Genomic DNA, 24,281 nt, shown 5'->3' with positions numbered 1-24,281 from the left:
GATAAGGAAAAAACAATGAAACCTTTCTCTGATACTGAACATCGTGGCCGTGGTCATCGCGGCGGGCATCGCGAGTGCGAACACCGCGGCGGGCATGGTGAGGGCCACGGCGGCGGACGTCGCCAGCGTTTCTTCGGCCACGGTGAGCTTCGTCTGGTCATTCTCAACATCGTGAAGGATAACGCCAGCCACGGCTACGAGCTGATTAAGGCCGTTGAAGCCTTGACCCAGGGCCACTATAGCCCGAGCCCGGGAGTGATCTATCCGACGCTTGATCTGTTGCAAGATCAGGGGCTGATTACCGTGCACGAAGAGGATGGCGGCCGCAAAAAGATCGCCATTACCGCCGAAGGAACGCAGGCGCTGGCGGAGAGCGAAGAACAGCTGGCGCAGATTCAGGTGCGTCTGAAGGCCAGAATGGTCGGTCACGAACTGCGTAAGCACCCACAAATGAAGCGCGCCCTGGATAACTTCAAGGCCGTACTCGACCTGAAAGTTAACCAGGAAGAAATCAGCGACGCGCAGCTCAAGCAGATTGTCGGCGTCATCGACCGCGCGGCGCTGGAGATTTCACAGCTGGATTAGTGCAGTACGGTGACGGCATCCTGAAGTCGGCTGGCGCGGTGCTTAACCATCGCCGATACGTTGGCGCTTTCCGCCACCAGCCCGGCATTCATCTGGGTGATTTCATCGAGCTTCGATACCGCACGGGTTAACTCAGAAAGCCCGGTCGCCTGCTCGGAGGTTGACTGGCTAATCTGTGCAATCAGTTGGGTGACATTCTGTACCTGCGAGACAATGTCATCCATCGTTTGCCCTGCCGCATGCACCTGCTCGGATCCCGACCGTACCTTGCTGGCGCTGGCTTCTATCAGTTGACGAATTTCGTTGGCCGCCGTTGCGCTTCGACTGGCCAAATGTCTCACCTCGCCGGCCACGACCGCAAACCCTTTCCCCTGCTCTCCCGCCCGCGCGGCTTCTACTGCCGCATTTAGCGCCAGGATATTGGTCTGGAAGGCAATATCGTTAATCAACGTCGTAATCGAGCCGATACGCTGGGTGCTGTCGGCAATCTCTTCCATCGTCTGTACCACCCGGTGCATCGCCTGGCCGCCCTGCGCCGCCGCGCCGCTGGCGGCCAGCGAGAGCTTGTCGGCCTCCGCTGCGGTCTGCGAGTTATTCTGCACCGACGTGGCCATCTGGCTCATGGTGGCCACGGTCTGCTGGACGTTAACCACCGTTTCCTGCGTGCGCTGATTCAGGTCTTCGTTACCGCGCGCCAGCACATCACTGCCGTTGCTCACGCTATTGACCTGGCTTGAGACATCGTTAATCAGCCAGCGGCACATCAGGCCCAGCTGGCCTACGGCGCGCAGCATCAACCCCAGTTCATCGCTACGCTGCAGATGCTCTACGCTATTACGCTCGCCGGTCGCAACGCTCAGCGCCTGACGCGCAACGTTTTCAATCGGGCGAACGATCTGCCATTCAAACACCGCCGTTGTCAGCAGCAGAATCAGCGCTGACACCAGTACCGCCGACACCGGCGCGCTCAGCGCCAGCAGACTCGCCGCCAGCAGCAGATAAAATCCCAGCATTACGCTTCTGGCGCGCCAGCGCAGCGGGAGCGCAGACAGACGGCCCCACCAGCGTTTGCTTACGACCAGACCTTTATCGAGGCGTTTATGGCTGCGCGCTTCACGCAGCGCCTGATACAGCGGCTCGACGGCGGCCACCTCTTCGGCCGTCGCACGCGTCCGAATCGACATATAGCCGATCGTTTTACCATTACGCACCTGCGGGATAGCGTTCGCGCGCACCCAATAATGGCCGCCGTTTTTTGGCTGATTTTTGACAATGCCGCTCCACGGTTCCCCCTGCTTGAGCGTGCGCCACATATCGGCAAACGCCGCCTTGGGCATATCCGGGTGGCGCACCAGGTTGTGCGGTTTGCCGTGCATCTCTTCGCGGCTGTAGCCGCTGACCTTCACAAAGTCATCGTTGACGTGGGTAATGTAGCTATTGAGGTCGGTGGTCGACATAAGCGTGGTGTGTTCGTCCAGCAGGGAGGCGGACGCGTTCAGATCGGACAGGGTAGACATACGGACATCCTTTTCAGGTGCAGAAAGAAAATGTATTACAATTGTTATATCGGAGGGATTTTAATTAATCTTAATTGTTAATTTTGCGTTAGATCGCAAAATGAGCAAAAGCCCTACTTTTTTTATGCCGCGCTATCCTGGCGCAAAACCTGCCCTCTCATGGCGCAGCGTGCCCTCTGCCGATACCGCCCCCAAATGCCCCTCCGCTGCGCTGGACGATTAAATCTTGTACACCCCCGTTCTTCACAGGCGTTTATCCCGATTTTCATTGCCGCCACTGAAGTGGCGTAATCCCTGCAATACTTAATCTCAGTATCGTGTGATACGTGACCCCCAGGAGCATATTTTGAACAGGTTACCTTCCAGCGCATCGGCTTTAGCCTGCAGCGCACACGCACTGAATCTCATTGAAAAGCGCACGCTTGACCATGAGGAGATGAAAGCACTTAACCAGGAGGTCAGGGAATACTTTAAAGAGCATGTGAATCCGGGGTTTTTAGAGTACCGAAAATCTGTAACTGCCGGTGGGGATTACGGAGCCGTAGAGTGGCAGGCGGGAGGATTAAATACGCTTGTCGACACCCAGGGCCAGGAGTTTCTGGATTGCCTGGGCGGTTTTGGTATTTTCAACGTGGGGCACCGTAATCCAACTGTGGTTTCCGCCGTACAGAATCAGCTCGCCAAACAGCCGCTTCACAGCCAGGAACTGCTTGATCCGCTGCGCGCCATGCTCGCCAAAACGCTGGCCGCACTGGCACCGGGCAAACTGAAATACAGCTTCTTTAGCAACAGCGGCACCGAGTCCGTCGAAGCCGCCCTGAAGCTGGCGAAGGCGTATCAATCGCCGCGCGGCAAATTTACCTTTATCGCCACCAGCGGTGCGTTTCACGGTAAATCGCTTGGCGCGCTTTCCGCCACCGCCAAGTCAACCTTCCGCAAGCCCTTTATGCCGTTGCTGCCAGGCTTCCGCCACGTACCGTTCGGCAATATTGACGCGATGCGCACGATGCTCAGCGAGTGCCAGAAAACGGGCGACGACGTCGCGGCGGTAATTCTGGAGCCTATTCAGGGTGAAGGCGGTGTGATCCTGCCGCCGCAGGGATATCTGCCCGCGGTGCGTAAGCTGTGCGACGAGTTTGGCGCGCTGCTGATTTTTGATGAAGTGCAAACCGGCATGGGCCGTACCGGTAAAATGTTCGCCTGTGAGCATGAAAACGTGCAGCCGGACATTCTGTGCCTGGCGAAAGCCCTTGGCGGTGGCGTCATGCCGATCGGTGCCACAATCGCCACCGAAGAGGTGTTCTCCGTGCTGTTCGACAACCCGTTCCTGCACACAACCACCTTTGGCGGCAATCCGCTGGCCTGCGCGGCAGCGCTGGCAACCATCAACGTACTGCTGACTGAAAATCTGCCTGCCCAGGCGGAACAGAAGGGCGATATGTTGCTGGACGGTTTCCGCTCAATGGCGCGTGAATATCCAGACCTGGTGCGGGAAGCGCGCGGTAAGGGGATGCTGATGGCTATCGAGTTTCTCGATAACGAAATCGGCTACAACTTTGCCAGCGAGATGTTCCGCCAGCGCGTTCTGGTGGCCGGCACGCTCAACAACGCGAAAACTATCCGCGTTGAGCCGCCGTTAACGCTGACGATGGAACAGTGTGACCAGGTGCTGAAAGCGGCACGTAAAGCGCTGGCAGCTCTGCGCGTTAGCCAGGATCAGCTTACCACCGAGCAGTAAACTCACGCCCCCTACGACAGCGTAGGGGGGCGTTCTTTGAATCCCATCACAATCATCGCAATCCCCTTTTCCCTTTTCCCCGCCGACGGCTAAATTAGTAACTCATCCGACCACATAACAATAATTTCACATACTGGACATTCTTATGAGCTATCCGTCGCTGTTCGCCCCGCTCGATCTGGGTTTTACCCAGCTGAAAAACCGTGTGCTGATGGGGTCTATGCATACCGGGCTGGAGGAGTACCCTGACGGCGCTGAGCGCCTGGCCGCCTTTTACGCCGAGCGCGCGCGCCACGGCGTGGCGCTGATCGTCAGCGGCGGGATAGCCCCCGATCCCACCGGCGTAGGCATGGCGGGCGGCGCGATGCTTAACGATGTCAGCCAGTTGCCGCATCACCGCACGATTACCGATGCGGTACACCAGGAAGGCGGTAAAATTGCCCTGCAAATTCTGCACACCGGCCGCTACAGCTATCAGCCAAACCTGGTGGCACCCTCGGCCCTTCAGGCGCCGATCAACCGCTTCACCCCACACGCGCTCACCCACCAGGAAATCCTGATGCTGATCGACGATTTTGCCCGCTGCGCTCAGCTGGCCCGGGAGGCAGGCTATGACGGCGTGGAGGTGATGGGATCGGAAGGCTACCTGATCAACGAATTTCTCGCCGCCCGCACCAACCTGCGCGACGATCAATGGGGCGGCGACTACGCCAACCGCATGCGCTTTGCCGTCGAAGTCGTTCGCGCGGTACGCCAGCGGGTAGGTAACGATTTTATTATCATCTATCGCCTGTCGATGCTCGATCTGGTCGATAAGGGCAGCATCTTTGATGAAACCGTCCAACTGGCACAGGCGATTGAAGCGGCAGGCGCAACGCTCATCAATACCGGTATTGGCTGGCACGAAGCGCGGATCCCCACCATTGCGACGCCGGTGCCGCGCGGTGCGTTTAGCTGGGTGACGCGCAAGCTGAAAGGCCGGGTGACGATCCCGCTGGTCACCACCAACCGTATTAACGATCCGCAGGTCGCTGATGACATTCTGTCGCGCGGCGACGCCGATATGGTGTCGATGGCACGCCCGTTCCTCGCCGACGCCGAGCTGCTGTCCAAAGCACAGTCCGGGCGCGCCGACGAGATCAACACCTGTATCGGTTGTAATCAGGCCTGCCTGGATCAGATCTTCGTCGGTAAAGTGACCTCGTGCCTGGTGAACCCGCGCGCCTGTCATGAAACCAAAATGCCGATCGTCCCTGCCGTCGTGCGTAAAAACCTGGCGGTGGTCGGCGCGGGTCCCGCGGGCCTTGCCTTTGCGATCAACGCCGCTGCACGCGGCCATCACGTCACGCTGTTCGACGGCAGCGCCGAGATCGGCGGGCAGTTTAATATCGCCAAACAGATCCCCGGCAAAGAGGAGTTTTACGAGACGCTGCGCTACTACCGCCGCATGATCGACGTCACCGGCGTGACCCTGGAGCTAAACCGGCGCGTTAACGCCGACGACTTACTCGGCTTTGATGAAGTGATCCTGTCCACCGGGATCTCGCCACGCACGCCGCCGATCGAGGGGATCGACCATCCGAAGGTGCTGAGCTATCTGGACGTACTGCGTGACAAAGCGCCGGTTGGGCAACGTGTGGCCATTATTGGCTGCGGCGGCATCGGTTTTGATACGGCCATGTATCTCAGCCAGCCGGGCAACCCCACCAGCCAGAATATTGCCGAATTCTGCGTGGAATGGGGGATCGATACTAGCCTGCAGCAGGCGGGCGGCCTGCGCCCGGAAGGTCCGCATTTGGCCCGCAGCCCGCGACAGATTGTGATGCTACAGCGTAAAGCCAGCAAACCGGGCGAGGGGTTAGGCAAAACCACCGGCTGGATCCACCGCACCACCCTGCTTTCACGCGGCGTGAAGATGATCCCGGCAGTCAGCTATCAGAAGATCGACGATGCGGGATTACACGTGGAAATCGGCGGCGAAAGTCAGCTGCTGGCGGTAGATAGCGTCATTATCTGCGCCGGGCAGGAACCGAACCGCGCGCTGCAAGAACCGCTGCTGGCGGCAGGGAAGATTGTGCATTTGATTGGCGGCAGCGATGTGGCCGGTGAACTGGACGCACGACGGGCTATTGCGCAGGGAACGAAGCTGGCGCTGGGGATTTAGCGGTTAATCAATAAATAACGCGGGTGAAATGCCAAATCGAGCGGCCAGCTTTTTGACATGATCCAGCGTTAATTTTCTTTGACCGCTGAGTACGCGTGAAACCATCGACTTGCTGCCAATCTCATCGGCAAAATCGGAAAGCGTCAGTTTATGCTGCTCCATCAGGGTTCGCAAAATCGCGATGCCCGTGGGAATAGCCTCAATCTCTTCACGTAACGCACGTAATTTCGGCTGGTTGTCCTCATACGCACGGATGCGAACGCACAGTAGATCAACCAACGGATTTGTTGGGTCGTCCATCAGCAGTTCAGCCAGCAGTTCCAGTGCGTCACGATGATCGGCCTCTGTGGGGTTATCTCCCAGAAGAGGAATTTCAGCAACCAGCGTTTTTGTGGCTTTCAGGGCTTTTGCCGTCATCATAATCATGATTTATTCCCCTTCGTTCTGTGTTTATCTGTGAACCTATCGTACTCAGCGTGGTTAAAAATGTGCCGGATATAAAACTTCTGGCTTTCGAAAAAAATCAACGCAATCACCCTGATATTGTTGTTAGCAATGTTCACAACATAGTGTTTATCAAGATATTTGAAGTTATCCAATGAGGGATAAAATGCCCTCAACGCTTCTGGCGTTGGACAGTTTGCTTTCGCAATCACCTTACCTAACAGCTTAATTTCTTTCGCAAACTGGGGAAATCTGCCACATCCCTCGTCAATTGCAGCCATTGATATCAGATGCATTCTTTATCACGTCCGTTGACAAATTGGCAACATAATAACATGAGTTGCCAATTTGGCAACTCATGACCTTGTAGGAATCAACGTGACGATACGCCAGAGATAACAAGAGAAGGAGGGGGGATAACGGGGAGAATTTATCGTTTGCGAACACGATTCCAGAACCAGGCCGGATAAGACGTTCATGTCTTGTCCGGCACCGATATTTAGCTATTTAACGACGACGGCCCAGCTTCACCGCCTTCAGAATCACAAACTTATTGTTCGTGGCGATGGTTTCGCAGTTACCGAAGATCTTCTTCAGCTTGTGGAAATAATCGAGATGGCGGTTGGCCACGATATACAGCTCGCCGTTAATCTTCAGGCAGCGACGGGCGTGATGGAACATCTCCCAGGCGATGTTATCAGTCAGCGCGTGCTTCTGGTGGAACGGCGGGTTACAGAACACGGCGTTGAAGCGGAACGGCTCGACGCCGGAGAGCGCGTTGTTGATCATAAACTCACTGCGGTCCAGCGCGTCCGGCAGGTTGGTTTCCACGTTCAGACGGCTTGACGCCACCGCCATCGGTGATTCGTCAACGAATACCACGCTAGCCTCCGGGTTCTTCGCCAGCAGCGTCATGCCCAGCACGCCGTTGCCGCAGCCCAGGTCAACAATCTCCCCTTCGAGGTTTTCCGGCAGATGCTCGATAAAGAAGCGCGCACCAATATCCAGCCCGGTACGGGAGAAAACGTTAGCGTGGTTGTGAATGGTCCAATCGGTGCCTTCCAGCTTCCAGCTCAGCGTTTGCGCGGTTTCAGCCAGTTCAGGCCTGGTGAAAGTACCGTTAATCAGACGCGCCTTTTTCCACGCCAGCGTGGTCGTCGTCGGGCCAAGCACTTTTTCAAACAGCTCCAGCGTGGAAGTGTGAATATCACGGGCTTTAGCCCCGGCGATAATCCGCGTTTGTGGCGTCACCACGTCGCGCAGCGCGCGCAGCTGCTGTTCCAGCAGCGCCATGGTTTTCGGAATTTTAATCAGTACGACGCCCGGTGCCTGCGGGTACTCCGCGGTGCTATCGAGGAATTTCACGCTCGATTCGGCGATATCGTTATGGCGCAGGTTTTCACGCGTTGCCAGTTCGCTCAGGTAGGAGTCGCCAATGCTGTATGGCGTGTGCTCCGCCAGCGCACAGGCCAGCGCGCCAAAAGTATCATTCAGGAGAAGCACTGGGCCGCTAATCTCGGTATCGTCCAGCTGTTGCAGCAGATATTCATCTGCCGCTTCCCACGCCAGCAGCGGGTTAACGTCGTCCGTCTCCGGGAAACGTTTAAGTGTCAGTGAACGGAAACCGTTGTCTGTGTGGCTCATCGGCCCTCCTGAATGGTAAAATTTCGGCGTATCCCTGAAAAGGGTGCGTGAGTATACACTTTTTATGATTGGCATGGGCAAAGATGAACCAACTAACTTACCTCCAGGGCTATCCCGAGCATCTGCTTTCTCAGGTACGTACGCTGATTGCGGAGCAGCGCCTGGGGGCGGTGCTGGAAAAGCGCTACCCGGGCACGCATGATTTCGCCACCGACAAAGCCCTCTGGCAGTACACACAGGATCTCAAAAGCCAATATCTGCGCAACGCACCGCCGATCAATAAAGTGATGTACGACAATAAGATCCACGTGCTGAAGAACGCGCTCGGGCTGCATACCGCCGTGTCGCGCGTGCAGGGCGGCAAACTGAAAGCGAAAGCGGAAATTCGCGTCGCGACCGTGTTCCGCAACGCCCCGGAAGCCTTTTTGAAGATGATCGTGGTGCACGAGCTGGCGCACCTGAAAGAGAAGGATCACAACAAGGCCTTCTATCAGCTGTGCTGTCATATGGAGCCGCAGTACCATCAGTTGGAGTTTGATACTCGTCTGTGGCTGACGCACCTTTCGCTAAAGGAAACTGCGTAGTCGGGCACTGGCATTGTCATAAAGGCATGGTACATTGACCAAAGAATCCCTTTATGGAGCCTGAAGGCGTTTATGATACGTTTCGCTGTGATTGGAACAAACTGGATCACCCGCCAGTTTGTCGATGCCGCCCATGAGACCGGCAAGTATAAGTTGACCGCCGTTTATTCCCGCAGCCTTGAGCAGGCGCAAAGCTTCGCCAATGATTATCCCGTTGAGCACCTTTTCACCTCGCTGGAGTCTATGGCGCAGAGCGACGATATTGATGCGGTGTACATTGCCAGCCCAAACTCGCTCCACGCTCCACAGACCGAGCTATTCTTGCGACATAAAAAGCACGTTATCTGCGAGAAGCCTCTGGCCTCCAATATTGACGAAGCCGAGCGGGTCATTGCCGCTGCGCGCGAAAACCAGGTGGTGCTGTTCGAAGCGTTTAAAACCGCCAGTCTGCCAAACTTCCAGCAGCTTCAGCAGGCGCTGCCGAAGCTGGGGCAGATTCGTAAAGCGTTCATCAACTACTGCCAGTACTCTTCACGCTACCAGCGCTACCTTGATGGCGAAAACCCAAACACCTTTAACCCGGCCTTCTCGAACGGCTCGATTATGGATATCGGCTTTTATTGCCTGGCCTCGGCCATTGCGCTGTGGGGCGAGCCAAAGCAGATTCAGGCTTCAGCAAGCCTGCTGGACAGCGGCGTAGACGCCCACGGCGTGGTGGTGATGGACTACGGCGACTTCAGCGTGACGTTACAGCACTCGAAAGTCAGCGATTCCACGTTGCCGAGCGAAATCCAGGGGGAAGCGGGCGCGCTGGTGATTGAGAAAATCTCCGAGTGCCAGAAGGTTTCCTTCGTGCCGCGCGGCAGCAAAGCGCAGGATCTTAGCCAGCCGCAGCATATTAATACTATGCTGTATGAAGCCGAGGCGTTTGCACGGCTGGTCGAAAACAACGAAGTGGACCACCCGGGGCTTGAAGTCAGCCGTATTACCGCCAAAGTTCAGACCGAAATTCGTCGCCAGACCGGCGTCGTGTTCCCGGCGGATGCGCCTGCTGCGTAAAGCAACGTAAACGGATATTGTCGGCCATTGACGAAATCAATGGCCTGTCATATTTTGTTACGTGCAAAGGGGAGTAACTTCCTTGTCGGTGGATCGTCATTACGATACGTGCAAAACCGTATCCGGTCGCCGGGCAACGAAAAAGGAATGCGTCAGCGCATTCTTTTTTTGTTGTAAGTGAGACCTTGCCGGAAGGCGAGGTCTATGCATAAAAAAGCAGCGGCTATCGTCTTCTGACGTTAGCCGTTTTTTTTATGCGTAAGGAAATTTCTATGAATACTGTCGGCACACCGTTGCTCTGGGGCGGATTCGCTGTCGTCGTGGTGATCATGCTTGCCATCGATCTGTTATTACAGGGGCGCCGTGGCGCTCACACCATGTCAATGAAGCAGGCGGCAAGCTGGTCGCTGGTCTGGGTTACCCTCTCGCTGCTGTTTAACGCCGCATTCTGGTGGTATCTGGTGCAAACCCAGGGGCGCGCGGTCGCCGATCCACAGGCGCTGGCGTTTCTCACCGGCTATCTGATCGAAAAATCGCTGGCAGTGGACAACGTCTTCGTCTGGCTGATGCTGTTTAGCTACTTCTCGGTGCCTGCGGCGCTGCAGCGTCGGGTGCTGGTCTACGGGGTGCTTGGCGCGATTGTGCTGCGTACCATCATGATCTTCGCCGGAAGCTGGCTGATTTCCCAGTTTGAATGGCTGCTGTACGTGTTCGGCGCGTTTCTGCTGTTCACCGGCATCAAGATGGCGCTGGCAAAAGAAGACGAAGGCGGCATCGGCGACAAACCGCTGGTACGCTGGCTGCGCGGGCATCTGCGCATGACCGACAAAATCGAAAACGAGCACTTCTTCACGCGTAAGAACGGCGTACTGTTTGCCACGCCGCTGCTGCTGGTGCTGATTCTGGTCGAACTGAGCGATGTGATCTTCGCGGTCGACAGCATCCCGGCCATCTTTGCCGTCACCACCGATCCGTTTATCGTACTGACTTCGAACCTGTTCGCTATCCTCGGCCTGCGTGCGATGTACTTCCTGCTGGCGGGCGTAGCAGAGCGCTTCTCGATGCTGAAGTACGGTCTGGCGGTGATCCTGGTGTTTATCGGCATCAAGATGCTGATCGTCGAGTTCTACCATATCCCTATCGCCATCTCACTCGGCGTCGTGGGTGGGATCCTGGTCGTTACGCTCCTGATCAATGCGTGGGTTAACCATCGCCATGATATAAAAAATAAAGCCCTGTAATGGCGTCCCCGGCAGAGCACTGCGATGCCGGGGATATCTCCTACCACATCCCCCGGCGTGAACGCCTCGCCCTGCCCCTCTTTTGTACGCGATTGGCGTCACGAAATGTGAATTATTGGTTAAAAAATATGACGCATGGCGTAAATTCCAGCATTTTGTACTTCCCCAAACGACGACTTTCCTTATACTCGATCTGGCAAACATTTTTTTACATCCAGACATAAACGTAACAAATAATACGTCACTGGAAAGACACGACACATCACATTAAGGAATGCATAAATGACAACAAAATCCTCGCTTCCCGGATTTTTGCGTGTACTGATGGCTGGTAGCCTGGTGAAACAAATTCTGGTGGGTTTGATCCTGGGCGTACTTCTCGCTGTCGTTTCCAAGCCTGCCGCCGAGGCCGCTGGGCTGCTGGGCACGCTGTTCGTTGGCGCGCTGAAGGCGGTTGCGCCGGTGCTGGTACTGATGCTGGTTATGGCCTCTATTGCTAACCATCAGCAGGGGCAAAAAACCAATATCCGCCCCATTCTGTTTCTCTATCTGCTGGGGACGTTTGCCGCGGCATTAACGGCCGTTTTGTTCAGCTTCCTTTTCCCGTCTACGCTACACCTCAGCGCGGCAGCAGAAGATATTGCACCGCCTTCCGGCATCGTTGAGGTGCTGCGCGGCCTGCTGATGAGCATGGTATCTAACCCGATTGCCGCCCTGCTTAACGCCAACTACATCGGTATTCTGGTATGGGCGGTCGGCCTTGGCTTCGCCCTGCGCCATGGGAATGAAACCACGAAGAATTTAATCAACGACATCTCTCATGCCGTGACCTTTATCGTGAAGGTGGTGATTCGCTTTGCGCCGCTGGGGATCTTCGGTCTCGTGGCCTCGACGCTGGCCACGACCGGGTTTAGCACGTTGTGGGGCTACGCACAGCTGCTGCTGGTACTGATTGGCTGTATGTTCCTGGTTGCGCTGGTCATTAACCCGCTGCTGGTGTTCTGGAAGATTCGCCGCAACCCTTACCCGCTGGTGATGACCTGCCTGCGTGAAAGCGGCGTCTACGCCTTCTTTACCCGTAGCTCAGCGGCCAATATTCCGGTCAATATGAGCCTGTGCGAAAAACTGAACCTCGACCGCGACACCTACTCCGTGTCCATCCCGCTGGGTGCAACCATCAATATGGCCGGTGCCGCTATCACCATTACCGTGTTGACGCTGGCGGCCGTGCATACCCTCGGTATTCCGGTCGATCTGCCGACCGCGCTGCTGCTGAGCGTCGTGGCCTCACTGTGCGCCTGCGGCGCTTCCGGCGTAGCGGGCGGTTCCCTGCTGCTGATCCCGCTGGCTTGTAACATGTTCGGTATTCCGAACGATGTGGCCATGCAGGTCGTTGCCGTGGGCTTTATCATCGGCGTCCTGCAGGATTCCTGTGAAACCGCGCTGAACTCGTCAACCGACGTACTGTTTACCGCGGCAGCCTGTCAGGCGGAAGACGAGCGTCTGGCGAAAAACGCGCTGCGCAGCTAATCACACCAGCCCCTTTGCCGTCAGGCGGAGGGGTTTTCTTCCTGCACTTTCTTCTCGACGTTAAACGGATCGATGCCTTTGCGCTGCATGCGCCAGAAGCGAATGATGTTCAGCCCGTTCATCACCAGGAAACTCCCCTCAATCAGCGTGCCGCCAATCGAACCAAGCCAGAAGTTGTGGATTACCCAGCAGGCGGTAGAGCACCACATCACGCTGCGTACCGTGAGCCCCTTACAGCGGAACAGCGCCCAGGTGCTGGCAACGGTACCGGCAATCGGCAGCAGCTCCATGGCGTGTTGAAGTTTGCCCAGCCCCAGGATCAACGTCAGCGCGATAAACACAAACATCACCCAGATACGACGCGTATAGACCGAAATAATGGTACGAATGACGTTCAGCTCGGCGCTCATTCCGGCGGGAAATGCCCCCATCAAAAAGAAGTGCACGCCAATCGTAGCGCTGTAGAGAGACAGCTGAAATTTAAAGCGTCGTTCATCGCGGTTGATAAAGGTGGTAATACCAATCAAAAACGCCAGAACGCCTACGCCCTGGGCAAGCCAATACGCAGTCATGGAGGGGGTCCTTGTTAAACAAGCATAAAAAAACGGCGCTTCAAAAGATGAAACGCCGTTTTATCGTATCAGATCACACTTTGATTACAATGTGACGCCGCTCTTAAAGATAGCCAGCTCGCGGAAGTCGTTGCGCTCGTTGCAGGTCTGCTTGCCGTTGGCGAAGTCGACGATAACGTCAACGAACTCTTCCAGCAGTTGAGGCATCGCTTTACCGTGAATCAGCTGGCCGGCGTTGAAGTCGATCCAGTGTTTCTTCTTCTCGGCCAGCTCGCTGTTGGTGGCGATTTTCACCGTAGGCACAAAGCCGCCGTAAGGCGTGCCGCGGCCGGTGCTGAACAGCACCATATGGCAGCCCGCGCCCGCCAGCGCGCTGGTGGCAACCGCATCGTTGCCCGGTGCGCTCAGCAGGTTCAGGCCGTGGGTTTTCAGACGCTCGCCGTAGCGCAGCACGTCAACCACCTGGCTGGAGCCCGCTTTTTGCGTACAGCCCAGCGATTTATCTTCAAGCGTGGTGATCCCGCCTGCTTTGTTACCCGGCGATGGGTTCTCGTAGATGGGCTGGTCATGAGCAATGAAGTACTGCTTGAAGTCATTGACCATGGTCACCAGCTTCTCGAAGGTCGCCTCATCGCGGCAGTGATCCATCAGCAGTTGCTCGGCACCGAACATTTCCGGCACTTCGGTCAGCACGGTGGTGCCACCATTGGCAATCACGTAGTCAGAGAAACGGCCCAGCATCGGGTTGGCGGTAATACCGGACAAGCCGTCAGACCCGCCGCATTCCAGACCAAACTTCAGCTCGCTCAGTTTGCCCGGCTCGCGCTTATCATTGCGCATCACGCTGTACAGCTGATGGAGATGTTCGATCCCGGCTTCCACTTCGTCTTCCTGGTGTTGGCAGACCATGAAGTGAACGCGCTCAGGATCGAACTCGCCAAGGGTTTCGCGGAACGCATCTACCTGGTTATTTTCGCAGCCCAGGCCCACCACCAGCACCGCACCCGCGTTCGGATGACGCACCATATTTTGCAGCATGGTACGGGTGTTGATATGGTCGTCGCCCAGCTGCGAACAGCCGTAAGTGTGGCTGAAGAGATGCACGCCATCGATACCTTCGGCGTCATTGGTCTCTTTCAGGAAACGGTTCTGCATCTGGCGCGCCATCGCATTAACGCAGCCGACGGTCGGCAGGATCCACAGTTCGTTACGTACCCCAACCTCACCGTTTGCGCGGCGATAAATCTGCACGTCGCGATCGGCTGGCTGGGCGACTTCGGCCTGGAAATCCGGTTGGTAGCGATACGTGTCCAGGTCGCTCAGATTGGTGCGCGTGTTATGGGCATGAATATGCTCACCCGCCGCGACGTCCACCAGCGTATGACCAATTGGCAAACCGTATTTAATGACGTTTTCACCTTTCGCAATATTGCATAAGGCGAATTTATGGCCACGGGACACCGCCTGGCGCAAGGTGACCACCTGACCGTCAACGGTGACTTCGGTTCCTTCAGCCAAATCAGCGAGCGCTACCGCGACGTTATCCAGCGCATGGATCTTGATGTATTGCATACCTTCACCCAGACCTTAGTTCAATTCAATGGCGAAATAGTCACGCGCATTGTTAAAGCAAATGTTTTTCACCATCTCACCCAGCAGTTGGATGTCGGCAGGCGCTTCGCCCGCAGCAACCCAACGGCCGATCATCTGGCACAGAATACGGCGGAAGTATTCGTGACGGGTGTAAGACAGGAAGCTACGGCTATCGGTCAGCATACCGACGAATCGGCTCAGCAGGCCGAGCTGTGCCAGCTGCGTCATCTGACGTTCCATACCGTCTTTCTGATCGTTGAACCACCAGCCGGAACCGAACTGCATTTTGCCCGGCATACCTTCGCCTTGGAAGTTACCGATCATCGTGCCCAGCACTTCGTTATCGCGCGGGTTCAGGCAGTAAAGAATGGTTTTCGGCAGCAGGTTCTGTTCGTTCTGTTTGCTCAGCAGCTTAGACAGTTCTTCCGCCATCGGACGGTCGTTAATGGAGTCAAAGCCAACGTCCGCGCCCAGCAGTTTGAACTGGCGCAGGTTGTTGTTACGCAGCGCGCCGATGTGGTACTGCTGTACCCATTCACGACGAGCATATTCCGCACCCAGGAACACCAGCACGGCAGTTTTGAACTGCGCCACTTCATGCTCGCTCAGCGTTTCGCCGCCCAGGCGACGGGCCAGAATGCTGTCCAGCTCGGCTTCGTTAGATTCCGCGAACAGGACAACGTCCAGCGCATGGTCAGAAACTTTACAGCCGTGAGCCGCGAAGTGATCCAGACGCTTGGTCAGTGCAGTTTGCAGGTCAGCAAAACGGCGGATGTCGGTGTCAGACACTTCACCCAGCTTCGCCATGTAGTCGTTGAAGGTCGCTTGTTCAATGTTGAAGGCTTTATCCGGGCGCCAGCTCGGCAGCACTTTCACGTCGAAGGAACCGTCTTTCGCGACGGTCGCGTGATGCTCCAGAGAATCGATCGGATCATCGGTAGTGCCGACCATTTTCACGTTCATCTGCTTCATGATGCCGCGCGCGGAGAATTTGTCCTGCGCCAGCAGCTCATTACATTCGTCCCAGATTTCACCTGCGGTTGCCGGAGACAGCAGTTTACCGGTAATGCCGAACGGACGGCGCAGCTCCAGGTGAGTCCAGTGGTATAACGGGTTACCGATAGTGTGCGGAACGGTCGCCGCCCACGCGTCAAACTTCTCGCGGTCAGACGCATCGCCGGTACACAGACGTTCTGCTACGCCGTTGGTACGCATCGCGCGCCACTTGTAGTGGTCGCCCTTCAGCCAGATGTCATACAGGTTTTTAAAACGATAGTCTTCAGCAACCTGCTGCGGCGGCAGGTGGCAGTGATAGTCGAAAATCGGCTGGTCTTTTGCGTAGTCGTGGTACAGACGGCGAGCAAATTCGGTATCTAACAGGAAATCTTCAGTCATAAACGGGGTCATTATCGTCTTCCTCTCAGCGAGTGGGTCAGATGTTTATCTGTAATGCAGACAAAGTTATCACACCAATTTCGCCAGACCGAAGATTTTTTCGTGAGTTAGATCAATAAACCTTGACAAAAAATGACATAAAAATCGCCAAAACAACGCTGCAAGCCGCGCCACGCCTGGTGTGCCCTATCTACCCCTTAAACTCTATGGAAAATACCTCTTTTGTGACGGTATTCACCTTTTAAAGTTGTATGACAAGTTATCTTGCCCTCCGTCGAAACACATTGAGCGACAGAATACATTAGCGGTGGTCGATACAGACACTTGATTGAGCGGTACGGATACCGAATTAAGCACGCTGATTTACTGGCAAGTTCGGGCCGTACCGGGGATCATTTCCACGGTAAGCCCTTCGAGAATGACATCTTCCGAGCAAACGGGAAGATGGCTGCAGGACCCGCAGTTATAACAACACGATGAGGTTTACATGCGAAAAATTAAAGGATTACGTTGGTACATGATCGCACTGGTGACGATGGGCACCGTGCTGGGCTACCTGACACGTAATACCGTGGCAGCAGCGGCGCCAACGCTGATGGCAGAGCTGCACATTTCCACACAGCAATATTCATACATCATCGCTGCTTATTCCGCAGCGTACACCGTGATGCAGCCGGTTGCCGGCTATGTTCTGGATATCCTCGGTACCAAAATTGGCTACGCCTTCTTCGCCGTTGCCTGGGCTATTTTCTGCGGCGCAACCGCGCTGGCAGGCAGTTGGGGCGGACTGGCTATCGCACGTGGTGCGGTAGGTGCCGCTGAAGCCGCAATGATCCCTGCGGGCCTGAAAGCCAGCTCCGAGTGGTTCCCGGCAAAAGAGCGTTCTATCGCTGTCGGCTACTTCAACGTCGGTTCTTCTATCGGCGGCATGATTGCTCCGCCGCTGGTGGTCTGGGCTATCGTGATGCACAGCTGGCAGATGGCGTTCATCATCTCCGGTGCGCTGAGCTTCATCTGGGCAATGTGCTGGCTGGTATTCTACAAACACCCACGCGATCAGAAAAAACTAACCGACGAAGAACGTGAATACATCATTGGCGGTCAGGAAGCAGCACACCAGACCAACAACGCGAAGAAAATGTCTCCGTGGCAGATTATTCAGACCCGTCGTTTCTGGGGTATCGCCCTGCCGCGCTTCCTAGCAGAACCAGCATGGGGTACCTTCAACGCCTGGATCCCGCTGTTCATGTTTAAAGTGTACGGCTTCGACCTGAAAGAAATCGCGATGTTTGCGTGGATGCCGATGCTGTTTGCTGACCTCGGCTGCGTTATCGGTGGTTACCTGCCGCCGCTGTTCCAGCGCTGGTTCGGCGTTAACCTGATTGTGTCCCGTAAAATGGTTGTAACCATGGGTGCGCTGCTGATGATTGGCCCTGGCCTGATCGGTCTGTTCACCAGCCCTTACATTGCCATCGCCCTGCTGTGCCTCGGTGGCTTTGCTCACCAGTCCCTGTCCGGCGCGCTGATTACGCTCTCTTCTGACGTCTTCGGTCGTAACGAAGTGGCAACGGCAAACGGCCTGACCGGGATGGCGGCGTGGATGGCAAGCACCATGTTTGCCCTGGTCGTTGGCGCCCTGGCCGACACCATTGGCTTCAGCCCGCTGTTCGCCGTACTGGCTATCTTCGACCTGTTAGGCGCAGTGGTTATCTGGACCGTCCTGCAAAATAAACAGGCTGACGACGGTCAATCCGGCGCTAACCGTCCGGCTCAGCAGGCGACGCAAAACTAAGTCTGCGAGCGAAGTAGGTTTTCTCCTAAGCCGCCTTGATCAAGGCGGCTTTTTTCATGTCAAATTGTGGTTAGCTGCTCGTAAAAGTGGTATAACAAATTCATTCTGCCGTACCCTGCCTGGAGAGCATATGGAAATCGCCGACGCACGTCGCTTGTATCAGCAACTGGCCGCTGAGCTAAAAGAACGCATTGAGCAAGGCGTTTACCTTGTGGGCGACAAGCTTCCCGCTGAGCGTTTTATTGCTGATGAAAAAAGCGTCAGCCGCACCGTCGTGCGTGAAGCCATCATCATGCTCGAAGTGGAAGGGTACGTTGAGGTTCGTAAAGGCTCCGGCATCCACGTTATTTCTAATCAGCCGAAGCACCACCAGGCACCGGACGAAAATCTGGAATTTGCCAACTACGGTCCTTTCGAACTGCTGCAGGCGCGTCAGCTCATTGAGAGCAATATCGCCGAATTTGCCGCCACCCAGGTCACCAAGCAGGACATCATGAAGCTGATGGAGATCCAGGAGAAGGCGCGCAAAGAGAAATGCTTCCGCGACTCCGAGTGGGATCTCCAGTTCCACGTGCAGGTTGCGCTGGCGACTCAGAACACCGCGCTGGCCGCCATCGTTGAAAAAATGTGGACCCAGCGGGTGCATAACCCGTACTGGAAAAAACTGCACGACCACATCGATGCCCGCACCGTCGATAACTGGTGCGATGACCACGATCAGATCCTCAAGGCGCTGATTCGCAAAGACCCGCACGCGGCGAAGCTGGCCATGTGGCAGCATCTGGAAAATACCAAGCTGATGCTGTTCAACGAAACCAGCGATGATTTTGAATTCAACGCCGACCGCTATCTGTTCGCTGAGAACCCGGTCGTCCACCTTGATACCGTCGCCCTCGGCGGTAAATAAGTCTCTCAGTTGTTCAACGAGGCTTGCCCGACATTCTGTGTGGGTAAGCCTTTGTAAATCCCCTAGCCTCTCCCCGCGCTAAACCGCAAAATCAAACAGCAACACATTGCAATTTCTATGACGGAAAACTGCACCGTTTGTTACAATTGAATGCATTTTGTCGCTTCGACAATCCGTTTGAGATTATTTCGCCAAAACAGGGACTGTTCAGCGCGTATTTACCGCGATGCTATTAAAATAGAAATAGAGAAGATATCGCAGCGCATTCAGGCATGACCTTAATCGAAGTACCAGGAATCGTGAATGGAACTACTAACCCAACTCTTAAATGCCTTATGGAGCCAGGATTTCGAGACGCTCGCGAATCCCTCCATGATCGGCATGCTGTATTTCGTCTTATTTATGATCCTGTTTCTGGAAAACGGGCTGCTGCCGGCCGCCTTCCTGCCGGGCGACAGCCTGCTGGTGCTGGTCGGCGTTCTCATTGCTAAAGGTGCAATGGGCTTCCCGCAGACGATTATACTGCTGACGGTTGCAGCCAGCCTCGGCAGCTGGGTGGGCTACATCCAGGGCAACTGGCTAGGTAATACCCGTGTCGTCCAGAACTGGCTGTCACACCTCCCCGCTCATTATCATCAGCGGTCGCATCATCTTTTCCACAAACACGGCCTCTCTGCACTGCTGGTAGGGCGCTTCATTGCCTTTGTTCGCACATTGCTTCCTACCATCGCGGGCCTGTCCGGCCTGAGCAACGCACGCTTCCAGTTCTTTAACTGGATGAGCGGCCTGCTGTGGGTGTTGATTCTGACCACCCTGGGCTTCCTGCTGGGCAAAACGCCGGTGTTCCAGAAGTATGAAGACGCACTGATGTCCTGCCTGATGCTGCTGCCAGTGGCGCTGCTGATTTTTGGCCTGTGCGGTTCGTTGGTCGTGGTGTGGAAGAAAAAATACGGTAACCGAGGCTAACTATGGTGCCGAGCCGCATTCATCTTCGCCGGTTTGCATTCAGCATGAGCGTGCTGCTGTTGTTATGCGCGCTTCTCTGGATGTGGGCCGCGCTGCAGCGTGAAGAGTCTACGCTGGCGATTCGCCCGATGAGCCAGTCCAGCATGCCCGATGGTTTTTCTATCTCACACCATCTGGATGCCAACGGTATTCGTTTTAAGAGCATCACCCCGCACAATGATTCGCTGCTGATCACCTTTGAATCCAGCGAACAAAGCGCTGCGGCGAAGCGCGTGCTGGATAGCACGCTGCCGCACGTCTACGTCGTTTCGCTACAGGAAGAAGAAAACGACCCCGTGGGCTGGCTATCACTGCTGCGCGATACGTCACACCGATTTGGCTAAAAACTTCCAGGAATCTGAATAGTTTCACTTACTTTGGTCATTTCGCCTTTTACTTACTATGCTTAGTAATGTGAGCGCCATCGCGGTGCTCACTTACTGGGAAAGTACATTCCAGATGTACTACGCAAAATGGAAGATTCATACATGAAATACCGCATCGTCTTTGCGCTCGCCCTCGCGTCTCTTAGTGCGAGTGCAGCAGCAACATCACTCTGTCAGGAAAAAGAGCAAGACATTCAGCGTGAAATTGGTTATGCCGAAAAGCATAACAATCAGAACCGCATTAGCGGCCTGAAAAAGGCGTTAAGCGAAGTCAAAGCTAACTGTACTGACAGCAAGCTTCGCGCCGACCATCAGGAAAAAATTGCCGAACAGAAAGACGAAATTCGCGAGCGCGAACACGATCTGCGTGAAGCAAAACAGAGCGGCGATGCGGAAAAAGTGGCTAAACGCGAGCACAAGCTTCAGGAAGCCAAAAAAGAACTTAACGCGCTGGAATCCCGCGCGTATTGAGTAAGTGGAACCTAAACAGGAGAGAGACGATGGCGAAAGATTCAACCTCAGATCAGTTACGTGCAGAGCTGAAGGCCCTGTCAGATACCCTGGAAGAAGTCCTGAACGCTTCCACCGATAAATCGAAAGAAGAGATGAGTAAGCTGCGTAGCAAAGCGGAAAGCGCGCTGAAAGAGAGCCGTGACCGTCTGGGCGAAACGGGGGATGCTATTGCGAAGCAAACCCGCGAAGCGGCGGCTAAAGCCGATGGCTATGTGCGTGAAAACCCGTGGACCGGCGTGGGCATCGGTGCCGCAGTCGGTCTGGTGCTGGGCGTACTGCTGACGCGTCGCTAAGCATGAGTGATTCTCAGCACGCGCCGGGGCCGGGGAAAAACGTCCTCGGCATTGGCCAGCGCATCGTCACCCTGCTGGTTCAGATGGTTGAAACGCGGCTGCGCCTGGTCGTCGTTGAGCTGGAAGAGGAGAAAGCGAACCTTATTCAGCTGCTGTTGATGGCCGGGTTAACCCTGCTGTTTACTGCCTTCGGCCTGATGAGCCTGCTGGTACTGATAATGTGGGCCGTTGACCCGCAATATCGGCTTCACGTGATGATTGCCACCACCGTTACGCTGCTGCTGCTGGCGTTGATTGGCGGCATCTGGACGCTGCGTAAAGCGCGCCGCTCCACGCTGCTGCGCCATACGCGCCACGAGCTCGCTAACGATCGCACCCTGCTGGAGAACGACGAACCATGAGCCCACGCCAGGAGCGCGAACAGCGCAAGGCCGCGCTGCTGCGCCAGATTCAGCAGCAGCGGCTGGATCTCAGCGCCAGCCGTCGCGACTGGCTGAACGCAACGCAGATCTATGACCGTGGCTGGAGCCGGCTGGTCAGCCTGCGCTCGTGGGCGATGGTCGCCAGCAGCGCCATGGCCGTAGTGTCACTGCGCCACCCACGTTTTCTGGTTCGCTGGGCGCGTCGTGGCCTTGGCGTCTGGAGCACATGGCGGATGGTTAAAAGCCTGCTGCATAAGCCAGTCTGACGGCGTCTAGCGGTTTATTTCAGCCAGTTCTTCTATCGACAGCCCGGTCGTCTGCGCGATGGTTTTCAGCGCAACGCCGTGGCTGATTAGGGCGCGGGCAATTTTCAGCGTTGTTTGCTGCTCACCTTCATTTCTACCCTCGTCATGCTGTATTTCAGCCCACTCCATTAGCGTCAGTTTCTTTTTCATCATCTTCTCCTCACGGGGCGTCATCCCCCCCGCCAGCTGTCGAAAGAACGCCTCCGGCTGCGTGGCTCTTCCCGTCTCGGCCAGATAGTGAATTAGCGCACGGAACTGGCTGTCGGTGGTGTACCCCGCGCGCAGCAACCTAAGCAGGTTTTCCGTCATCTCCATCAGATCGCGACGGCGAATATTTTTCTGTAAAAACTCCAGCAGCGCGATACGCCGATGCCCCATGATGTCATCATCCGACAGCACGGTGAGATCGACCAGAGGAAGCACGCCGTCATAGAGTACCCGCGCAACCTCGGGTTCAGCAAACGCATCCAGCCAACGCATGGAGAACGGATACGGACTTTTTTCTCCGTGGTAAAACAGCATGGGAATCACCAGTGGAAGCGTATCGTGCCCAGCCTCCAGATGCCGCTGCATGGCGGCAAAGGCATAGCGCATTAAGCGAAAAGCCATATGCTTATCCGGCGAACTCTGATGCTCAATCAGCGCATAGACATAGCCCACGCCGTCGCAGGTTTGCAGCGACCACAGCACATCGGAATAGCTTGCCCTGAGAGACTCATCAATAAAACTCCCCGACGCCAGCTTCAGCGTTTTCAGGTCGCAAAGGGCCAGCAGCTCTGCCGGTAGGTGTATTCCCAGAAAATCGCCCACCGTCTCGGGATGCGACATAAAGGTCTTAAAGAGTGCATCATGCGGGGTGTTCACCATCGCGTTTCGTCCCTGATAACCAGCCTGCCGCGAGTATCCTCCAGGGTCAGAAAGGCGCAATCGCACAAGTGCTTCTTTGCGTAGCGGCTCGGGAAAAATTGCGGAGTCGTACATCATTACTCAGATTCTTTGAAGGAGTTCAACAGTTTTCCTTGCTAACAATTGTCATACACCGCAGTTATATTGCTCTTCATCGACAGCAGCTACGCGCTATCGACGTGTAAATGCTCAATAAAATGGTTTAACTGCCCGCAAGGTTCTCTGGAGTGTAAGATGAAAAAATTAGAAGATACTGGTTTCCTGGTTGCTCGTATTCTGATGCCAATTCTGTTTATCACGGCTGGCTGGGGCAAAATCACCGGGTATGCGGGTACACAGCAATATATGGAAGCCATGGGCGTCCCAGGGTTCCTGCTGCCGCTGACCATTCTGCTTGAGTTTGGCGGCGGTCTGGCCATTCTGTTCGGTTTCCTGACCCGTACCACCGCGCTGTTCACCGCGGCGTTCACGGTACTGACCGCGTTTATCTTCCACAGCAACTTTGCGGAAGGCATGAACTCGCTGATGTTTATGAAAAACCTGACCATCGCTGGCGGCTACCTGCTGCTGGGCATCACCGGTCCGGGCGCCTTCAGCATCGACCGCGTGCTGAATAAAAAGTGGTAAGCGCACTATACTGAATACACAAAGCGAGGAGATATCTCCTCGCTTTTGCTATCTAAAGGAGAACATGATGGGACAACTTATTGACGGCGTCTGGCAGGATACCTGGTACGACACCAAATCCACCGGCGGACGTTTCCAGCGTTCAGTCTCCGCCTTTCGCAACTGGCTGACCGCCGACGGCGAGCCAGGCCCAACCGGCAGCGGTGGCTTTGCCGCCGAAAAAGATCGCTATCATCTGTACGTTTCCCTCGCCTGCCCGTGGGCGCACCGCACGCTGATTTTACGCAAACTGAAAGGGCTGGAGCCGTTTATCTCCGTGTCCGTCGTTAACCCACTGATGCTGGAAAACGGCTGGACCTTCGACGCGGACTTCCCGGCGGCGACCGGTGATGCGCTCTATCAGCATCAGTTTTTGTATCAGCTCTACCAGCACGCCGACCCGACCTACTCCGGGCGCGTAACCGTGCCGGTGCTGTGGGACAAGAAAAATCAAACCATCGTCAGCAACGAATCTGCCGAAATTATTCGCATGTTTAACACCGCGTTTGATGCCCTGGGCGCCAAAGCGGGGGATTACTATCCACTGGCGCTACGCGAACAAATCGACGAGCTGAACGGCTGGATCTACGACACGGTCAATAACGGTGTCTACAAGGCCGGTTTCGCCACCAGCCAGGCAGCCTACGATGAGGCGGTGGAAAAGGTCTTTATCTCGCTCGATCGTCTGGAAAATATTCTCGGCACGCAGCGTTACCTGACCGGCAATCAGCTTACCGAAGCCGATATCCGCCTGTGGACGACGCTTATCCGTTTCGATCCGGTGTACGTAACCCACTTTAAGTGCGACAAGCACCGCATCAGCGATTACCCCAATCTGCATGGCTTCCTGCGCGATATCTACCAGATGCCGGGCATTGCGGAAACCGTCGATTTTGGCCACATCCGCAATCACTATTTCCGCAGCCACAAGACCATTAACCCGACCGGGATTATTTCGGTTGGCCCGTGGCAGGATCTGGACCAGCCGCACGGTCGCGACGTTCGTTTTCGCTAAACCTT

25 protein-coding genes are annotated in these 24,281 nt (G+C 55.6%); 17 read left to right on the top strand and 8 right to left on the bottom strand.

Annotation, left to right across the window (positions count from 1 at the left end):
* Window positions 1-15: 15 nt before the first annotated feature.
* Entirely contained in the window at window positions 16-585 is a 570-nt protein-coding gene (locus tag H7R56_RS03430; protein WP_106927089.1) for a PadR family transcriptional regulator, read from the top strand.
* Here H7R56_RS03430 and H7R56_RS03425 read toward each other — a convergent pair.
* Window positions 582-2,102 carry a methyl-accepting chemotaxis protein gene (locus H7R56_RS03425; protein ID WP_106927091.1) on the bottom strand — a complete coding sequence of 507 codons (1,521 nt, stop codon included), beginning with the start codon at window positions 2,100-2,102 and terminating at the stop codon, window positions 582-584. The genes H7R56_RS03430 and H7R56_RS03425 overlap by 4 nt on opposite strands.
* Before the next feature lie 346 nt (window positions 2,103-2,448).
* Between H7R56_RS03425 and ygjG the strand changes: the two genes are divergently transcribed.
* Together ygjG and H7R56_RS03415 are read left to right on the top strand one after the other, a co-directional pair.
* The gene (gene ygjG, locus H7R56_RS03420; protein WP_181358002.1) at window positions 2,449-3,840 is read left to right on the top strand and encodes a putrescine aminotransferase; all 1,392 of its coding nucleotides are present in this window, start codon (window positions 2,449-2,451) and stop codon (window positions 3,838-3,840) included.
* Between the two features lie 145 nt (window positions 3,841-3,985).
* Window positions 3,986-6,004: an NADPH-dependent 2,4-dienoyl-CoA reductase gene (locus H7R56_RS03415; RefSeq protein WP_106927095.1), complete on the top strand. Its 2,019-nt coding sequence runs from the start codon at window positions 3,986-3,988 to the stop codon at window positions 6,002-6,004.
* 3 nt (window positions 6,005-6,007) lie between these two features.
* Here H7R56_RS03415 and H7R56_RS03410 read toward each other — a convergent pair whose 3' ends face one another.
* The 3 genes from H7R56_RS03410 to rlmG form a co-directional block, all read right to left on the bottom strand.
* Entirely contained in the window at window positions 6,008-6,424 is a 417-nt protein-coding gene (locus H7R56_RS03410) for a helix-turn-helix domain-containing protein (RefSeq protein WP_181358007.1), read from the bottom strand.
* A gap of 2 nt (window positions 6,425-6,426) precedes the next feature.
* Window positions 6,427-6,744: a type II toxin-antitoxin system HigB family toxin gene (locus tag H7R56_RS03405; protein ID WP_106927099.1), complete on the bottom strand. Its 318-nt coding sequence runs from the start codon at window positions 6,742-6,744 to the stop codon at window positions 6,427-6,429.
* Window positions 6,745-6,955: 211 nt separating this feature from the next.
* Window positions 6,956-8,092: a 23S rRNA (guanine(1835)-N(2))-methyltransferase RlmG gene (rlmG, locus tag H7R56_RS03400; protein WP_106927101.1), complete on the bottom strand. Its 1,137-nt coding sequence runs from the start codon at window positions 8,090-8,092 to the stop codon at window positions 6,956-6,958.
* An 83-nt stretch (window positions 8,093-8,175) separates the two neighbouring features.
* Here rlmG and H7R56_RS03395 point away from each other — a divergent pair, with 83 nt between their 5' ends.
* The 4 genes from H7R56_RS03395 to sstT all read left to right on the top strand — a co-directional run bounded on the left by H7R56_RS03395 (window position 8,176) and on the right by sstT (window position 12,506).
* On the top strand, window positions 8,176-8,676 hold the full coding sequence (locus H7R56_RS03395; RefSeq protein ID WP_106927103.1) for a M48 metallopeptidase family protein: 501 nt from the start codon (window positions 8,176-8,178) through the stop codon (window positions 8,674-8,676).
* A gap of 72 nt (window positions 8,677-8,748) precedes the next feature.
* Window positions 8,749-9,735: a Gfo/Idh/MocA family protein gene (locus H7R56_RS03390; protein ID WP_106927105.1), complete on the top strand. Its 987-nt coding sequence runs from the start codon at window positions 8,749-8,751 to the stop codon at window positions 9,733-9,735.
* Window positions 9,736-10,007: 272 nt separating this feature from the next.
* Window positions 10,008-10,976 (top strand): TerC family protein, encoded by a 969-nt coding sequence (locus H7R56_RS03385; protein ID WP_106927107.1) that lies wholly within the window; start codon window positions 10,008-10,010, stop codon window positions 10,974-10,976.
* Window positions 10,977-11,258: 282 nt separating this feature from the next.
* Window positions 11,259-12,506, top strand: a complete 1,248-nt coding sequence (sstT, locus tag H7R56_RS03380; RefSeq protein WP_106927109.1) for a serine/threonine transporter SstT — start codon at window positions 11,259-11,261, stop codon at window positions 12,504-12,506.
* Between the two features lie 20 nt (window positions 12,507-12,526).
* Here the strand turns inward: sstT and H7R56_RS03375 are convergent, their stop codons facing one another.
* The 3 genes from H7R56_RS03375 to uxaC form a co-directional block, all read right to left on the bottom strand.
* A complete protein-coding gene (locus tag H7R56_RS03375) occupies window positions 12,527-13,078 on the bottom strand; it encodes a YgjV family protein (RefSeq protein WP_106927111.1) in 552 nt (183 codons plus the stop codon).
* 84 nt (window positions 13,079-13,162) lie between these two features.
* On the bottom strand, window positions 13,163-14,650 hold the full coding sequence (locus H7R56_RS03370; RefSeq protein WP_106927113.1) for a UxaA family hydrolase: 1,488 nt from the start codon (window positions 14,648-14,650) through the stop codon (window positions 13,163-13,165).
* Between the two features lie 15 nt (window positions 14,651-14,665).
* Entirely contained in the window at window positions 14,666-16,078 is a 1,413-nt protein-coding gene (gene uxaC / locus H7R56_RS03365; protein WP_106927115.1) for a glucuronate isomerase, read from the bottom strand.
* Window positions 16,079-16,553: 475 nt separating this feature from the next.
* On the opposite strand from uxaC, the gene H7R56_RS03360 reads away from it, so the two are divergent.
* The 8 genes from H7R56_RS03360 to H7R56_RS03325 all read left to right on the top strand — a co-directional run bounded on the left by H7R56_RS03360 (window position 16,554) and on the right by H7R56_RS03325 (window position 21,650).
* Window positions 16,554-17,858: an MFS transporter gene (locus tag H7R56_RS03360; RefSeq protein ID WP_106927117.1), complete on the top strand. Its 1,305-nt coding sequence runs from the start codon at window positions 16,554-16,556 to the stop codon at window positions 17,856-17,858.
* A gap of 130 nt (window positions 17,859-17,988) precedes the next feature.
* Window positions 17,989-18,765 (top strand): transcriptional regulator ExuR, encoded by a 777-nt coding sequence (gene exuR / locus H7R56_RS03355; protein ID WP_106927119.1) that lies wholly within the window; start codon window positions 17,989-17,991, stop codon window positions 18,763-18,765.
* Between the two features lie 303 nt (window positions 18,766-19,068).
* Window positions 19,069-19,731: a DedA family general envelope maintenance protein YqjA gene (gene yqjA, locus H7R56_RS03350; protein WP_106927121.1), complete on the top strand. Its 663-nt coding sequence runs from the start codon at window positions 19,069-19,071 to the stop codon at window positions 19,729-19,731.
* 2 nt (window positions 19,732-19,733) lie between these two features.
* Window positions 19,734-20,114, top strand: a complete 381-nt coding sequence (mzrA, locus tag H7R56_RS03345) for an EnvZ/OmpR regulon moderator MzrA (protein WP_106927123.1) — start codon at window positions 19,734-19,736, stop codon at window positions 20,112-20,114.
* Between the two features lie 144 nt (window positions 20,115-20,258).
* Complete coding sequence (locus H7R56_RS03340; RefSeq protein ID WP_106927125.1) at window positions 20,259-20,627, top strand: DUF1090 domain-containing protein; 369 nt, start codon at window positions 20,259-20,261, stop codon at window positions 20,625-20,627.
* 29 nt (window positions 20,628-20,656) lie between these two features.
* The gene (locus H7R56_RS03335) at window positions 20,657-20,962 is read left to right on the top strand and encodes an ElaB/YgaM/YqjD family protein (RefSeq protein ID WP_106927127.1); all 306 of its coding nucleotides are present in this window, start codon (window positions 20,657-20,659) and stop codon (window positions 20,960-20,962) included.
* A 2-nt stretch (window positions 20,963-20,964) separates the two neighbouring features.
* The gene (locus tag H7R56_RS03330) at window positions 20,965-21,363 is read left to right on the top strand and encodes a phage holin family protein (RefSeq protein WP_106927129.1); all 399 of its coding nucleotides are present in this window, start codon (window positions 20,965-20,967) and stop codon (window positions 21,361-21,363) included.
* Window positions 21,360-21,650: a YqjK-like family protein gene (locus H7R56_RS03325; protein WP_106927131.1), complete on the top strand. Its 291-nt coding sequence runs from the start codon at window positions 21,360-21,362 to the stop codon at window positions 21,648-21,650. The genes H7R56_RS03330 and H7R56_RS03325 overlap by 4 nt, the downstream gene beginning before the upstream one ends.
* Window positions 21,651-21,656: 6 nt before the next feature.
* Here the strand turns inward: H7R56_RS03325 and H7R56_RS03320 are convergent, their stop codons facing one another.
* Window positions 21,657-22,556 carry an Rpn family recombination-promoting nuclease/putative transposase gene (locus H7R56_RS03320; protein ID WP_106927132.1) on the bottom strand — a complete coding sequence of 300 codons (900 nt, stop codon included), beginning with the start codon at window positions 22,554-22,556 and terminating at the stop codon, window positions 21,657-21,659.
* A 273-nt stretch (window positions 22,557-22,829) separates the two neighbouring features.
* Here H7R56_RS03320 and H7R56_RS03315 point away from each other — a divergent pair, with 273 nt between their 5' ends.
* Together H7R56_RS03315 and H7R56_RS03310 are read left to right on the top strand one after the other, a co-directional pair.
* Window positions 22,830-23,222 (top strand): DoxX family protein, encoded by a 393-nt coding sequence (locus tag H7R56_RS03315; RefSeq protein WP_106927133.1) that lies wholly within the window; start codon window positions 22,830-22,832, stop codon window positions 23,220-23,222.
* Between the two features lie 67 nt (window positions 23,223-23,289).
* Window positions 23,290-24,276, top strand: coding sequence for a glutathione S-transferase family protein (locus H7R56_RS03310; RefSeq protein WP_106927134.1), 987 nt, complete (start codon window positions 23,290-23,292; stop codon window positions 24,274-24,276).
* Window positions 24,277-24,281 lie beyond the last annotated feature (5 nt).

The sequence above is a fragment of the Klebsiella sp. WP3-W18-ESBL-02 genome (assembly GCF_014168815.1).
Lineage (GTDB): Bacteria > Pseudomonadota > Gammaproteobacteria > Enterobacterales > Enterobacteriaceae > Kluyvera > Kluyvera ascorbata_B.
Note: the sequence above shows the minus strand (reverse complement) of the source record. Positions and strands in the feature narration are given on the sequence as shown.